The 15059-nt window shown below is 46.3% G+C and carries 11 protein-coding genes; 1 reads left to right on the forward strand and 10 read right to left on the reverse strand.

All coding sequences use genetic code 11. From position 1 onward, the window contains the following. Positions 1-11: 11 nt before the first annotated feature. The 6 genes from GKZ87_12490 to GKZ87_12515 form a co-directional block, all read right to left on the reverse strand. Complete coding sequence (locus GKZ87_12490; protein ID QSI26251.1) at positions 12-620, reverse strand: TetR family transcriptional regulator; 609 nt, start codon at positions 618-620, stop codon at positions 12-14. A gap of 308 nt (positions 621-928) precedes the next feature. Further along, complete coding sequence (ilvD, locus tag GKZ87_12495; protein ID QSI26252.1) at positions 929-2593, reverse strand: dihydroxy-acid dehydratase; 1665 nt, start codon at positions 2591-2593, stop codon at positions 929-931. A gap of 13 nt (positions 2594-2606) precedes the next feature. Continuing rightward, complete coding sequence (ilvC, locus tag GKZ87_12500) at positions 2607-3602, reverse strand: ketol-acid reductoisomerase (protein QSI26253.1); 996 nt, start codon at positions 3600-3602, stop codon at positions 2607-2609. Positions 3603-3664: 62 nt separating this feature from the next. Next, positions 3665-4156 (reverse strand): acetolactate synthase small subunit, encoded by a 492-nt coding sequence (gene ilvN / locus GKZ87_12505; GenBank protein QSI26254.1) that lies wholly within the window; start codon positions 4154-4156, stop codon positions 3665-3667. Between the two features lie 12 nt (positions 4157-4168). After that, on the reverse strand, positions 4169-5839 hold the full coding sequence (gene ilvB, locus GKZ87_12510; GenBank protein QSI26255.1) for a biosynthetic-type acetolactate synthase large subunit: 1671 nt from the start codon (positions 5837-5839) through the stop codon (positions 4169-4171). A gap of 12 nt (positions 5840-5851) precedes the next feature. Continuing rightward, the gene (locus GKZ87_12515; protein ID QSI26256.1) at positions 5852-7054 is read right to left on the reverse strand and encodes a threonine ammonia-lyase; all 1203 of its coding nucleotides are present in this window, start codon (positions 7052-7054) and stop codon (positions 5852-5854) included. A 396-nt stretch (positions 7055-7450) separates the two neighbouring features. Between GKZ87_12515 and GKZ87_12520 the strand changes: the two genes are divergently transcribed. Beyond that, positions 7451-8767, forward strand: a complete 1317-nt coding sequence (locus GKZ87_12520; GenBank protein QSI26257.1) for a DUF815 domain-containing protein — start codon at positions 7451-7453, stop codon at positions 8765-8767. 128 nt (positions 8768-8895) lie between these two features. On the opposite strand, the gene GKZ87_12525 is transcribed toward GKZ87_12520, so the two are convergent. From GKZ87_12525 to GKZ87_12540, 4 genes are all read right to left on the reverse strand, one after another. Beyond that, the gene (locus GKZ87_12525) at positions 8896-10299 is read right to left on the reverse strand and encodes a peptidase S41 (protein ID QSI27954.1); all 1404 of its coding nucleotides are present in this window, start codon (positions 10297-10299) and stop codon (positions 8896-8898) included. Positions 10300-10318: 19 nt separating this feature from the next. Continuing rightward, on the reverse strand, positions 10319-12790 hold the full coding sequence (locus GKZ87_12530) for a transporter substrate-binding domain-containing protein (protein ID QSI26258.1): 2472 nt from the start codon (positions 12788-12790) through the stop codon (positions 10319-10321). A gap of 80 nt (positions 12791-12870) precedes the next feature. Then, positions 12871-13542, reverse strand: a complete 672-nt coding sequence (locus GKZ87_12535; GenBank protein ID QSI26259.1) for an ATP-binding cassette domain-containing protein — start codon at positions 13540-13542, stop codon at positions 12871-12873. Between the two features lie 11 nt (positions 13543-13553). Then, positions 13554-15053 (reverse strand): FtsX-like permease family protein, encoded by a 1500-nt coding sequence (locus tag GKZ87_12540; GenBank protein QSI26260.1) that lies wholly within the window; start codon positions 15051-15053, stop codon positions 13554-13556. Positions 15054-15059 lie beyond the last annotated feature (6 nt).

Consider the following 15059-nt stretch of genomic DNA (forward strand, 5'->3'; position numbering starts at 1 on the left):
GCAATCCCTGACTATTGGCTGTCATCAGGGATACATTCCTGTTTCAGCAGGAGATCAAAGTATGCACGAAGATGTGCAAGCAGCTCGGGATTTGGTGAATTCACAGATGCATGAAGCCCAATCTGTCCATATGTGAGAAAGCTGAGCAGCAACTCTTCATGCCGCACCTTTAAGTGATGCTTCTTTAAATAAATGTGCAATTCCTTCTGCAGATGCGGCTGCATATATTTGCACAGCTTTACAGCCAGCTCCTCATGAAAGCCGATATTCTCCGGCCGGTGAAAGAAGTCATGATAACGCATCTGCTGCTCCTCCTGCTCCAGCATGAGAAAGAGTGCATCCAGCTTTTCGTGAAAATGTAACGCTTCATTATGCAGCGTCACCAGATAAGAAGCACATAAATCCTCCACATACTGCTGCATGGCCTCCTGAAAGAGCTTCTGCTTGCTGTCAAAATAGCGATAGCATAACCCCAGAGATATATTCAGATGGCGGGCAATATCCCGCATCGAGGTCTGTTCATAACCGTTGTATGCAAACAGCTCCATCGCACCATCCAGTATCTCCCGTTTTCTTTTCATTGGATCTTTAACAATCCTGGTTTGTCTTTTCTGCACCATAGCATCACCCTCCCCTTTAGTATAGCAAGCTTACACAAAATGTCAATGAACATCGTTCATTCTCCGCTTCCAATCTGTTACCTTTGCTAACAAAACCGCAGAAAAGCTTTCTTTCCCCTGTTTACAGCATTGAACAAGGATGAACAATTCACACTAATTGCTTCCTGAACGCAAAAAAAAGATACGCCTGCGTTCACTGCCACAGAGCAAGGAATCTCTTATCCTTTATCCGGACTTGAGAATTCAGTCATAGCAGCAATCAGCTTCGTATCTTTCTTATAATGATTTTTAACAGCAACAATACTGTTTTATTTCAGCACAGCACCCTCATCTGCACTGGCAACCAGGCGGGAATACCGGTAGAGCCAGCCCTCTTTGATTTTTGGCTCCGGCTTTACCCATGCCTGCAGACGCTGCTCTATTTCCGCTGCGTCCACATTCAGGTTGATCGTACCCTTTGGAATATCAATTGTGATAGAATCGCCTTCCTGAATGATAGCGATTGGGCCCTGAGCTGCTGCTTCCGGAGACACATGTCCAATCGCAGCACCACGGGTTGCCCCGGAAAAGCGTCCATCGGTAATCAACGCAACATCCTTATCCAGCTGCATTCCGGCAAGTGCACTCGTCGGATTCAGCATTTCTCGCATGCCAGGACCACCCTTTGGTCCCTCATAGCGGATAATGACAACATCCCCCTTAACGATCTTTCCGGCATAGATTGCCGCAATCGCATCCTCCTCACTGTCAAACACTCGCGCCGGTCCGGTATGTGTCATCATTTTCGGATCAACAGCGGAGCGTTTTACCACACAGCCCTTTGGTGCGATATTTCCAAACAGTACCGCAATTCCTCCGGTGGCTGAGTTAGGATGCTCGATATCCTTGATGATATTCGTATCCATATTCACGGCATTCGCAATATTCTCTGCGACGGTCTTACCCGTCACAGTCATGAGGCCGGTATCAATCAGCTGTTTTCTTGACAGCTCCTTCATGACCGCCTGTACACCGCCTGCGTTGTATAAATCTACAATATGATCCGGGCCTGCCGGAGCCAGCTTGCACAGATTCGGCGTTTTCTGAGAAACCTCATTGATCATGTCCAAATCCAGATCTACCTTGGCTTCCTTAGCGATTGCCAAAAGATGCAGCACGGTATTGGAGGAACAGCCCAGCGCCATATCACACGCCAAACCATTGCGTAAGGATTTTTCATTTACGATATCTCTTGGGCGGATATCCTTTTCCACCATATCCATGACAGCCATACCGGCCTTCTTCGCCAGCTGGGTTCGTGCCGAATATACTGCTGGAATCGTACCATTACCAGGCAATGCGATTCCCAGTACCTCACACAGACAGTTCATGGAATTAGCAGTAAACATACCAGAGCAGGAGCCGCAGCCCGGGCAGGCATTCTGCTCGATGTGCGTCAATTCTGTCTGATCGATCAGGCCCGCTTTCTTGGCACCGACTGCCTCAAACATGGTCGAAAGACTCATCGCCTTTCCCCTGTCATTTCCAGGCAGCATAGCTCCACCGCTCATAACGACGCTTGGTACATTGACGCGCAGTGCTCCCATCAGCATCCCCGGAACGATCTTATCACAGTTTGGCACCAGCACAAGACCGTCAAAGCCGTGTGCCTTTGCCATTGTTTCCACACTGTCCGCAATCAGCTCACGGGAGGCAAGGGAATATTTCATTCCGATATGTCCCATGGCGATTCCATCACACACACCGATGGAAGGCACCATGATCGGAGTACCGCCAGCCATCCGGATGCCCGCCTTGACCGCTTCTGTGATTTTATCCAGATGCAGATGCCCCGGAACGATTTCGGAATAGGCGCTGACCACACCGATCAGCGGCCGATTCAATTCTTCTTCTGTCAGTCCCAGTGCATAAAACAGCGAGCGCTGCGGTGCACAGGCATCTCCTCGAACGACAGAATCACTTGGTCTACCCATATCGAATGCCTCCTTATTTTTTCAGCCAGCTCATCATTTTACGCAGCTTTTCGCCAACCTTTTCAGACGGGTGCGCTGCATGAACACGACGCATTGCGAGGAAGTGGGAACGTCCTGCTGCCTTGTTTTCCGTAATCCAGTTGCCGGCAAACGTACCATCCTGAATCTCTGTCAGCACCTTTTTCATTTCCTTGCGTGTTTCTTCTGTAATCAGACGCTTTCCGGTTACGTAATCACCGTATTCAGCGGTATCAGAGATAGAATAACGCATCATTGCGAAGCCACCGCTGTTGATCAGATCGACGATCAGCTTCATTTCATGGATACACTCAAAGTATGCCATTTCCGGCTCATAGCCTGCTTCCACCAAGGTATCAAAGCCAGCCTGCATCAGTTCGCAGACACCGCCGCATAAGACAGCCTGCTCACCGAATAAATCAGTTTCTGTTTCTTCCTTAAAGGTTGTTTCAATGATTCCGGCACGTCCAGCTCCGATTCCTCCGGCATATGCCAGTGCATAATCATGTGCCTTTCCGGTAGCATCCTGATGTACAGCGATCAGTGATGGAACACCTCTGCCCTCCTGATACTGGCTGCGTACGGTATGTCCCGGACCCTTTGGCGCACACATTGTAACATCAACGCCTGCAGGTGCTACAATCTGATTAAAGTGGATAGAGAAGCCGTGTGCAAACATCAGCATGTTTCCTTCTTCCAGGTTTGGCTCAATGTCCTTCTTATAGATATCCGGCTGATCCTGATCCGGAGTCAGAATCATGATCACATCTCCTGCTTTTGCGGCAGCAGCGGTATCCATAACTGTTAAGCCGGCTTCCTCTGCCTTTGCACGGCTCTTGGAGCCCGGACGAAGTCCAACAACCACATTGACTCCGCTGTCCTTCAGGTTCAATGCATGTGCATGTCCCTGACTTCCATACCCGATGATTGCGACGGTCTTTCCTTTCAGAAGATCCATATTGCAATCTGCATCATAATAAACTTTTACCATTTTCGTTTTCCTCCTTATGTTTTCTGGTAATTCCTATTCTATCAAAACGTAATCGCTTACGTTTAATAAACGGTTTCTGTACTCAGCTGCAAGGCAGCCCCGCCTGTACGGCTGATTTCTTTAATATGGTATTCGCGAAGCTCCTCCAGAAAATAATTCACGGAAGCCGGCGTATCCGTCATTTCCACAATACAGCAGCCATCCTCTATAATCTGAGTCCTTCCATTGAAGTCCTCTACACACTTTTCAAAGGCTTCCATCTGGGCAGGTCGCGGTGCCACCTTTACCAGCATCACCTCACGGATAAACAGCTGTTCATCCGGTATTTCCTGTACAATTTTCACATCCTCCAGCTTATCCAGCTGCAGCTTGATCTGATTGACACTGGCAGCGTCGCCGCTCGTCGTAATTGTAATACGGGAATAGTTTTCATTTTCTGTCTCTCCCACTGCAAGGGACGCAATATTAAACCCTCGTTGAGAAAACAGATTCGTTACTCTTGTCAGTACCCCGAAGTGATTGGATACCAAGAGTGATAATACAGCTCTGTTCATACATTCATCTCCCTAGTTGCCATATAAGATAATATCCTTGCCGCTCTTTCCCGGAGGTATGATCGGATAGACACAGTCATCCTTGTCGATCCAGCAATCCACAATGCAGGGAACCTTGCTGGCAAGTGCTTCCTCCATAACTGCCTTGATATCATGACGCGTCTTAATACGCAGTCCCTTTCCACCGAATGCCTCCGCCAGCTTGACATAATCCGTCTGACGGTCAATGGATGTATTGGAATAGCGATGGTCATAGAATAGTGACTGCCACTGCCGTACCATGCCGAGCACATGATTATTGAATACAAGAATGACAATGGGAATATTAGCGCTCACAGCGGCTGCCATCTCATTCATATTCATGTGGAAGCTTCCATCTCCAGTAACCAGAATGACCGGACGCTGCGGATTGGCAACCTTGGCTCCCATTGCCGCACCCATACCATAGCCCATCGTTCCCAAACCGCAGGAGCTGATCCAGCTGCGTGGACGGGAGAACTGATAATACTGTGCCATGATCATCTGATGCTGTCCGACATCCGTTACGATGATGGCATCCTCACCGACGATTTCATGCAGAGTCAAAGCGAGATCTCTCGGATCGACATTCTCCCCCGGCTTCGGCTTTGGAAGGCCGAGCTTTATTTTAAAATCCTTCAATGTACCTGTCCAGTCCTCATGCACCGTTTCCGGCATTCGCTGCATCATTTTCTTTAAAATATAGCGGGCATCCCCGACAATGGAAATATCACTGGCGACATTTTTGGATATTTCAGAGGCATCGATATCAAAATGGATGATCTTAGCTTCCCTTCCAAATTCCTCACGGTTTCCGGCAACACGATCAGAAAAGCGTGAACCGATAGCGATGATCAAATCAGTATTCAGCGTCGCATAGTTGGAAACCGGTGTACCATGCATTCCCAGCATTCCCAGATACAAATCATAGTCATACGGTACACTGCCAAGCCCCATCATGGAACAGCAGATCGGGATGTCCATATGCTTGGAAAAATTCATGAGCTCCCTTGTCGCATTGGAGGAAATGATACCGCCTCCTGCATAGATCATCGGGCGCTCTGCTTTGCGAATGACCTCCAGTGCCTGCTCGAAGACCACATCATCCACCTTGGGAAGCTTGCGGATCCGATAACGCGGAAGCTTTACATACTCCGTTACAGCTGCGGTAACATCCTTTGGTATATCAATCAGTACCGGGCCCTTTCTTCCGGAATTGGCAATGACAAAGGCTTTGCGTACCACCGCTGCCAGATCATCGACATTCTGAACGATAAAATTATGCTTGGTAATCGGCATGGTAATGCCCGTGATATTGACCTCCTGAAAGGAATCCCTTCCCAGCAAATCATTGGAAACATTGCCGGTAATGGCAACCATGGGAATACTATCCATATATGCGGTTGCTATGCCGGTAACCAGATTGGTAGCTCCCGGCCCGCTGGTTGCCAGGCAAACCCCCGTTCTTCCTGTACTTCTCGCATACCCGTCTGCTGCATGGGAAGCCCCCTGCTCATGCGATGTAATAATATGACGGATATCCTCACTCCGCTCGTATAGCGCATCATAGATATTCAAAACAGAACCACCCGGATACCCGAAGATCGTATCCACACCCTGGTCGATCAGTGCCTGTATCAGTATCTGCGAACCATTCATTTTCATATAACTGCCTCCCTATTCCATCGTTATTTCATAACCCTTTTCCTTCAACACCTTAATCAGTGCTTCGCCATGTTCCTTACTGCTGACTTCGACGGCCAGATGGAGTATGGTTTCATTCAGATTCAGATCCGCCTGGATACGGTCATACTGTATTTCAATAATATTGGCATTCTGCTCGCACAGAATATGTGTGAAATGCTCCAAAGCCCCGGGAACATCCAGCATCAGTGTTTTAAATTTCATATTTCTTCCGCGGCTGACTAACCCCTTTTCCACAACCTTGTGAATGAAGGACACATCAATATTTCCTCCGGACAGCACACAGACGACCCGTTTGCCTGCCACATCGATTTTTCCATTGAGTACCGCTGCCAGACTGGCTGCCCCTGCAGGCTCCACTACCTGCTTTTCACGCTCCAGCAGCAGCAGAATCGTTGCGGCAATTTCACTATCGCTGACGCTTACCATCTCATCCACATTTTCCTGAATGAGCTGTACCGTTGTTTTCCCCGGATTCATGACGGCAATACCGTCTGCGATCGTATTGACATACTTCGTACTGCAGTGCTTTTGTTTCTGAAAGCTTTGTACGATGGCATTAGCACCCTCGGCCTGCACACCGACGATTTTGATACGCGGATTGATCTGTTTCGCATAAAAGCTGATCCCGGACAACAGCCCTCCGCCTCCAGCCGGTACGACGATCATATCCACATTGGGAAGATCATGACAGATCTCATAGGCGATTGTTCCCTGACCGGCTATGACATCCTCATCATCAAAGGGATGAATAAAGGTTGCTCCCTTTTCCTCCTGCAGCCGCAGCGCCTCCTGATAACACTCATCATAATTGTCTCCGGCAAGCACCACATCTGCGCCATAGCCCTTGGTTGCCAGTACCTTGGCAATCGGTGTGCTTTTCGGCATAACGATGGTCGCATGCATGCCCAGCTTGCTTGCGGCATAGCTGACGCCCTGCGCATGGTTTCCGGCACTGCTGGCAATGACCTCACAGGTCTTGCCCTCCTCCTTCAGCTTGGCCAGCTTATTGAACGCTCCCCGTACCTTGAAGGATCCCGTTTTCTGCCGGTTCTCACATTTCAGAAACAGCTGACAGTTGCTCATTTCCGAAAATGTCCGCGAGCTGGTCACCTTCACATTGTGAATCTGCCCCTGCAGTCTGGCGGCCGCCTGCTCTACATCTTTACATTCCATTCCGCTTCCTCCTATTTCGTAAAAAAGCAGCATATCCAATGATAAGCTGCTTTTCTTTCTATCCTCACGCCTTTGTGTCTATACAACGAAAGTGATCTGTTATGGAAATCTCACACATGAGACTCGCTAGAAAGAAAAACAGACTTGCTTAGGACTATGAGAATAATAATAATGACGATAATATATAGTGCCATCACCTGTCCACTTCCTTTCCAACTTGTGATGGTATTAGAATAAAACTTTTTCACCCTTTTGTCAATAGTTTTCAATGATATTTTCATTTATTTTACAATCTTCTTACATTAGCTCTGTAAAGCGTATATTTATTTTCACAAAACTCTTTTCATTCCTTTGAACCTTCTTTATAATAAGAGGTAAGCAAACGGAGGTATCCCTATGTATAAGGAAACAGCAAAACTGGTTTTATACCGCAGCTTTGGTGAACACAGCATTCTCGCAGAGCTTTCTCAGATATTTCGTGATTTTGACAGTCATACGGTGAGTGATGCCGAGCTGATAGAACGAATTTACGCCCAGATCAAAGCTCTGCTTGACCTGGCGACAAGCTATGGCTTCGATGAAAATTTATGGCATAACTATCTGACCTTTTTGTTACTGATGAATGAAAATTCCTTCAGCCTGGTCAGTGAGAAAAGTCCCGTGCAAGCCGGCAGTGTGCATCATTTCGCAAAAAATGATTTTAAAATTTTCAAGCGCCTGTTTGATTTTGACTTTCAGCCAATCGAGGAAGCACTCGGCATCGACTGCTTTTCCACGATCAGCTCCTATAAAGCCATCGCGAAGAAGGAACGCATGTACAACAAGAATGTTTCTGCGATGGTACAAAGCATTTCCCGCAGAATTGAAGCGGCAGTGGATGAGGAGGAAATATTCACGATCATTACGACCTTCTATCAGGAATACGGCGTTGGCATGTTTGGACTGAACAAGGCGTTTCGTATCCGTTCCTGTGAACATGGAGATGTGGAGTTTCTGCCTATCAACAACATGGACAGCGTGGTGCTGGATGATCTGATTGGCTATCAGCTGCAAAAGGATATGCTGCGGGAGAATACGCAGGCCTTTGTGGAGGGGCGCAATGCCAACAATGTTTTGCTGTATGGAGACAGCGGTACAGGTAAGTCCACCAGCATTAAGGCCATCGTAAATGAATATTATAAGGACGGTCTTCGCATGATAGAAATCTACAAGCACCAGTTCAAGGATTTGTCTACGATTATCGCACGCATTAAAAACCGCAATTACCGCTTTATCATTTACATGGATGATTTATCCTTTGAGGAATTTGAAATTGAATATAAGTTTCTAAAAGCTGTAATCGAGGGAGGTGTGGAGACAAAGCCGGATAATGTTTTGATCTATGCCACCAGTAATCGCCGGCATCTGGTACGGGAAACATGGAAGGATCGCAACGATATCAATGACGATGACGAGCTGCATCATTCCGATACGATGCAGGAGAAGCTCTCCCTTGTGGCACGCTTCGGTCTAAGCATCTGCTATGAGCGTCCGAATCAGAAAAATTATTTCGAGATTGTCACAGAGCTGGCCAAGCAGTATCCGGAAATCACATTAAGTGAGGAGGAGCTGCAGGCAGAGGCAAGAAAATGGGGACTTGGGCATGGTGGAAACAGCGGTCGTGCAGCCCAGCAGCTGATCAACCATCTGTCCGGTCAGGCACAGAAGGCTTAAAAATAAAAACCTGTTTGCGTACTCTTGTGTGGACTTCCACAGCAGTGCAAAGCAGGTTTTTTTCAGCTTTTATTTCATTGCATAAATTCCTGTCGAAGCTGTATTGATAGCTTTTAGAAGCAGATACTTTACGCATCCTTTTTAAAAAGTGCCTCAGCTACCCTGAGAGCATCCTCTGAGGTCGTCCATACATCCGGTTCGATACCATAATATTCCTTTGCATAGGACGACGGAAATTGTGAAAGCATATTGCCAAAGCTCACAGATACGCTTGAGTTTTTCAAATATACGGTTAAAAAGGACGATCCGCGCAGCATTCCTGCACTCGGTGTGCCGATGAATATCACATTTTCCAGACTGTGCAGCCGGTCAATCAGATGCTCTGCAGCAGATGCTGTTTTATCATCCTGCAGAACAAGCAGCAGGGTGTCATTCTGTATCAATCCTGTTGTATTTCGCTCCACCATATAATGCAGCGCATCCAGCTTCTGCCAGTCTTCCCCCTTCTGAAGCTCCTGTAGTGACTGACTCATTTTGATTGCTGAAAACTTTTCTTTTAGTAATGTCTCCTCAAGTGGTAAGCTGATTATGCTGCGAATATGTCCGCCTTCCTCACAATCGGAAAAACTTCGATACCATTTCTCCGCCAGCAGCAGATCACCGCCGCTGTTTCCGCGCAAGTCAAGTATGGCTGCCTTGCTGCTTCTACATGTCTTTGCAGTTTCCAAAAAAGCATCTGCTTTTTCCTTTTCACTGTCCATATAAAACATACGGGCCGGATGTACATAGGGTACATTGTCAAGCTCTTTTTGTTCCATCGCCTTCGTTACACTCTGGGTAGCGACGGGATACACCTTATGCACTTGTGCTTCCCCATTCTTAAAATGAATGGTGATTTCACTTTTCTGCTCCTCCACCTTTTGAATATACATATACTGTCCCTTATGAAGAACATCCGGTTTCAGCAGCACATCGAGCTTTGTTTCATTGTCGATAGCAGCAACCTGCCGGTTTTGAAAGTAATAGCCTCCCTTACGCTTTTCAAAGGCTTCCTGCATGGTCATTGTAATCATTGCATGCCTGAGCGGTGTTTGATCTATCAGAAAATGCTGATCCTCAAGAAAACGCAGGCGAGCACGCAAAGAGGAACGGTATGCCGCATAGTCAAACGCAGGAAGCTGTTGTATGTCAGACAGGACGGCCTTCCTCGCCCAATCAAACGCCTGTTTATCATTGAAGAAATCATAGCAGCCGTACAGCTCCTTTAGCATCGCAAACAATGCCTCTGTATCCTGTACTGCCTCATCTCTTGTAAGAGTTCGTGAGGGAGATGCGGCATTGCGGTGCTCCAATGCATAATCAAGAGCCTTCCAGTAATCCTGCAGATGTTTTTTTTCATAATGCAGGGAAGGCGTAGAATACACGGTGCTTTGGCGCTGCTGGGAAAGCTGTGCGGCAAGCTGCTTGGTCTGTTTGGGTATCTCTACCTGCTTACTGCATCCCTGTAATAGCACAGAAAGCAGAATCATCATCATGATCCTGCCCGCTGGTTTACTCTTTTTCAATAACATAGTTATCCTTGCCTCCATGCTTTACATCATACAATGCCGTATCCGCACGCTGATAGAGACTCACAAAATCATCCTCTGCCCTGCTCAGAGCCACACCGATACTGATGGTAGGAATCGGCAGATTCTTGCTTTCTTTTTTGTAACGCAGGTTTTCTGTCAGAAGCTTACATTTTTCCTGTACCTGTTCATCGCTTTGTACCTGCTTTAAAAATACAACAAATTCATCACCGCCCAAACGTCCAACAACGGCGGAATCACGGAATACCTCACACAGGGCAGTCGCTGTCTGAATCAATACCTGATCCCCGGTATAATGTCCATGAATATCATTTACATCTTTAAAATTATCAAGGTCCAGTATGAACAAAGCATGTGCAGCACTGTCCGCCTGCAATATATCCTGTATCTTCTTTTTCACAGAAGCTGCATTGAGAATATTCGTCAAAGAATCCAGCATGCTTTTCTTTCGCAGCTGTTCCTTCTCCAGTTTTTCTGTATGAATATTCTGTACGCGCCCGATCGCAGAAACAGCCTGATTCCGGTCAGAAATAACCTTGATATAAATATGATACCACAAGGCAATTCCGCGAAATGTCAGCTTGATATCCGCATCGGTATCCGTTTTTTTCATCAGCTGATCATAGAGCGGATTATTGGAATTGCTTCCTGCGACCTGTATATCGGCGGAAAATACAGAGAACTTTTCAATAATTTCCGGCACCTGGAATATTTCCACAGCCTCACGGGTAAGACGCAGGGTATCACTTTTATAATCATATTCAAAAATGACTTCCTTCATAATTTCAGAAAGATAGCGATAGCGGGTATTCTCCAGCTCAATCTGTTTTTTCATTTTCATCTGATTTCGATAATACACATAGCCAAGCAGTAGAAGTATCGCTGCTGCTGCACAGATCAGAGTTAAAAACCGCAGTGGATTTTCCTGGATATAGGTCATCAGGGTAAACGGCTTTTGCTGCTGTGCATTTTCATAAATATAGCTTTCCAATTCACTGGCATCCACGGAGCGGATTCCCTTATTCAGAATGGTTGCCAGCAGATTCTCCTTACTATCCAGAATACCCATACTGTATTTCATAGATGCAGCGTTTGCCTGCGGATATATTATATAATGCGTTAAATCATCCCGGTATTGATAAAAGGAGGCGGCATAGCTGTCTGTGTATGTATAATCACAGACGCCTTCATCCACAGCACGAAGGGCTTCCTCTATGGAATCGTAATACACAGCATTCTTTATATCTGTATAATTCTGCGAAATATTCCCCTTGTAGATCGCGGCCTTTTTCCCCTTTAACGTAGTGACATCCACATTGGTTCCAGCTACCAGAACCCGTTCTGTTTCCAGATATGGGGTGCTGAGCAAAAGTGCGCTGTGACTGATGAGATCATAATCGTACTGTATATTTAATACAACATCCGCCTCTTTGTTATTCAGCTTTGCTTCGAATTCATCATAATCTGCCGTGTATATATATTCCAGCTTCCATCCGGCTTTTTTACTGATGCTTTTGAGCAGATCATTTGCAACACCGCGAATTTCCCTGCTTTCATCATAATACTGCAAAGGGCCAAATCCGTCCTGTACGAGTACCTTCAGTGTAGGATGCTCCTTAATATACGCCTTTTCCTTGCTGTTTAAAAGCAGCTGATGATTTGCTTTTGTAAAATATTTATTATAAAGACTGGATTGCAGAGTTGGATTGACCTCACTGATGTTTACAATAGCTCTGTTTAATTCGGAAATCAGGGCACTGTTTCCCTTGGTGGTAGCAAAATAAAACGGTGTCGGTGAAAATTTTGCAATCGAGCGAAAGTCTCCTTCCAGGCCTAAATCAACCGTTAAAAAACCATCAGCTTTGCCATCGGTTACAGCCTGCATCTGCGCATAGCCGTCTTTACACCAGACGATTTCATAATTCATTCCATTTAATTCCGCAAATTGCAGAAAGGAAGCGTTCCGGTTTTCCGCTTTTTTATCCAAAGCAATCTTAAAGCCCTTGCTTTCCGTCAGATTATACTCATCGTATCGCTCATCATCCGTCTTAATAGCAATTACATTATAAGCATTCCCGTAATTCTCGGTAGGATAATCGTACAGCTTCGCAAGACTTTCATGGTAGCTCATAGCGCCCAGCAGATCAATATCGCCTTTTTTCAGCATATCCATCAGAGTAGTTAGCTGTGTATTCAAATCCCCTTCGATTTCAACAAATTCATATGTCCAGCCGGTGTATTGTGAAATTTCCTTCAGGTAATCATACGTATAGCCCGCATAGGTGCCATCGTCATTTTTCATAGTAAGACCATCCTGTATGGGAAAGCCTATACGAATTACACGCTTGTTTTCCTTTGCCTGTACAGCGGGAGCTATAGATAATACAAAAGCAAGCAGAAGCAGACAGCATGCAAGTATTCCCTTTCGTTTCATGATCTCACCTCAGTTCCTATACAGTATATTATACAGGATATCCTTTACAAAATGTAATTTTTTCGAAAGAAAAAGGCGTATTACACACCTTTTCGCTTTTTCCTTTGTTTTGCAATACCTGCGAGAGCATAAATCTCATCCGCCTGTGCAGCTACGACAGGGGAGTGGGTGACAAGAATTATACATTTTTGCTCATCATACGCAAGATTACGGAAGATTTCCATTATTTCCTCCTGAGTATCCTCATCCAGATTCCCTGTCGGTTCATCCGCCAGAATAATATCAGGATCATAGGATAATGCACGGGCGATCGCCACCCGCTGCTGCTGTCCTCCGGAGAGCTTCAGAATTCTGCGGTTGGCTTCCTCATCGCTGAGCCCCACCTTTTCCAGCAGCTCCATCGCCCATGTCCGATTGTTATCCTTTTTCACACCGGCGATATCCATAGACAGCAATACATTTTCAACTGCGGTCAAATTCATCAGCAGGTTAAAGCTTTGAAAGATAACCCCTACATAGCGGCTCCTGTACAAATACTGATCCACCTCGCTGATGTCCTTATCATTGTATATAATTTTACCCTCTGTGGGTCTGGTGAGCTGGGAAAGCAGAGAAAGCAGCGTTGTCTTTCCTGCCCCGGAGCGCCCTGTTATTGCATACAGCTTACCTGAGGTAAAGCTGTAGCTCACATGCTGTAGCACACGGTCTCTTCCATTGTAGCTGTAGCCGATATCCTGTAATTCCAGTTGCATTTTTCTTCCTCCTATTCCCTGTTCGATAATATTTTCAATGGCTCATAGCGCAGAATGGTCATGACAGCCATACCGGAGGAAAGCAACGTCAGCAATATGGCAATACCGCCAAGCTCCAGCAAAACCCTTCCGTTGGTGGCACTGCTGATTTCCTCGATATAGGATACCTTCTGGTTCCCTGGCTGTCCCTTATTCATACCGCGGCCGCCGGGCTCTCCTGCATTGCCAAAAGGGCCAGTTTCCTGTGTTGTAGAGACTTCTGCAGACTGTGACTGCAGCAGCGTATTGGTGAGCGGCACACTACCAGCGGCTCCGATTCCGCAGCCAAGCATGATGGAAATTAAAGTGACAATGAAGATTTCACATATAAACTGTAAGGCGATTTTTTTCTTATTCATACCAATGGCCGCCAGTACTCCGATTTCATATTTCCGCTCACGGATATGATAGATATTCAATACCACCAGAATCACTCCGCCGATGATCAGAACAACAGCCAGGAAATAGCCGGCATAGGTACTCAGATTTTCCAGTGGCACCAGGCTTTGTTCATAAGCTGCTACATCACTGGAGGATACCGTATAATCATCACTCAGTCCAAGCTTGCGTGCCTGTTCTTCGAATGTATCATAGGCCTCCACATTTTCAAACACATAGGTGCCGCGGGTCTGGGTGCGAAGCGCATTATCACTGGAGGAGGCAGCACTCTTTTCTGCAATACTGTTCAGCGCCTCATATGACATATAGATTTGATTTGCCGGATCCATGCTGTTCATCCCCATACCGGAATCTGTGGCAGAAGTAGTTGTATATATACCGACAACCTTGATTTTATAGCTTTCTTCCTCATCCGATGGATTGGTAAAGGTAATTGTATCGTTGATGGCGATATCATTTAAGGTTGCCAGCTCCTTATTGATTACACATTCCAGTGCAGCACTGCCCTCTGTGAAAAGCTCCCCTTCATGTAACGTGGCAGTTCCATCGCTAAAGGCTGTCATGGCAGCATAGGAGCTGTAGCCGGTAACTGTAAAATCACCCTGATTCTGCATACCTCCCATACCCTTTCCTTCCATAGGCATATTATTACCCTGAGAGTCAGCACTGGAGGAAGCTGAGGAGGTTGATACCGCATCAATAGAGGAGGCATTCAGTGAAGCACTCTGCGTATAATAAAAATCCTTTACCGAGTCTGCCTTCGCATACGTTTTTAATTCATCCAGAGACAGCTCCTTCATCCCGGACATTTTTTCTTTCATACTGCTGCGGGTGTCTTCTGAATCCTCCGGTGGGTTTTGCCGCAGCTCCTCCATCACAGACTGTCTGTCCATACTGATGGAAGCGGTGATATTCAGATTGGATAACCCACTTTCCCGTTCGCTGACAGCAGCCTGTCGAATCGACAAGGCAAGGCAGGCGGACAGACCGATGACAAGAGCAATACAGCCAATCAGAATGTTTCGGCCCTTTGACCGCGTTATATTTCGTAATGCATTTTTGATGATATACATGATGAT

The sequence above is a fragment of the Erysipelotrichaceae bacterium 66202529 genome, assembly GCA_017161075.1.
Lineage (GTDB): Bacteria > Bacillota_I > Bacilli_A > Erysipelotrichales > Erysipelotrichaceae > Clostridium_AQ.

Coding starts and splice junctions, on each gene's coding strand:
- GKZ87_12515 (QSI26256.1), bottom strand. CDS start 7,054: ATGGAATGTAAAGATGTAGAGCAGGCGGCCGCCAGACTGCAGGGGCAG.
- ilvN (QSI26254.1), bottom strand. CDS start 4,156: ATGAACAGAGCTGTATTATCACTCTTGGTATCCAATCACTTCGGGGTA.
- GKZ87_12490 (QSI26251.1), bottom strand. CDS start 620: ATGGTGCAGAAAAGACAAACCAGGATTGTTAAAGATCCAATGAAAAGA.
- GKZ87_12540 (QSI26260.1), bottom strand. CDS start 15,053: ATGTATATCATCAAAAATGCATTACGAAATATAACGCGGTCAAAGGGC.
- GKZ87_12535 (QSI26259.1), bottom strand. CDS start 13,542: ATGCAACTGGAATTACAGGATATCGGCTACAGCTACAATGGAAGAGAC.
- GKZ87_12530 (QSI26258.1), bottom strand. CDS start 12,790: ATGAAACGAAAGGGAATACTTGCATGCTGTCTGCTTCTGCTTGCTTTT.
- GKZ87_12520 (QSI26257.1), top strand. CDS start 7,451: ATGTATAAGGAAACAGCAAAACTGGTTTTATACCGCAGCTTTGGTGAA.
- ilvC (QSI26253.1), bottom strand. CDS start 3,602: ATGGTAAAAGTTTATTATGATGCAGATTGCAATATGGATCTTCTGAAA.
- ilvB (QSI26255.1), bottom strand. CDS start 5,839: ATGAAAATGAATGGTTCGCAGATACTGATACAGGCACTGATCGACCAG.
- ilvD (QSI26252.1), bottom strand. CDS start 2,593: ATGGGTAGACCAAGTGATTCTGTCGTTCGAGGAGATGCCTGTGCACCG.
- GKZ87_12525 (QSI27954.1), bottom strand. CDS start 10,299: ATGATGATTCTGCTTTCTGTGCTATTACAGGGATGCAGTAAGCAGGTA.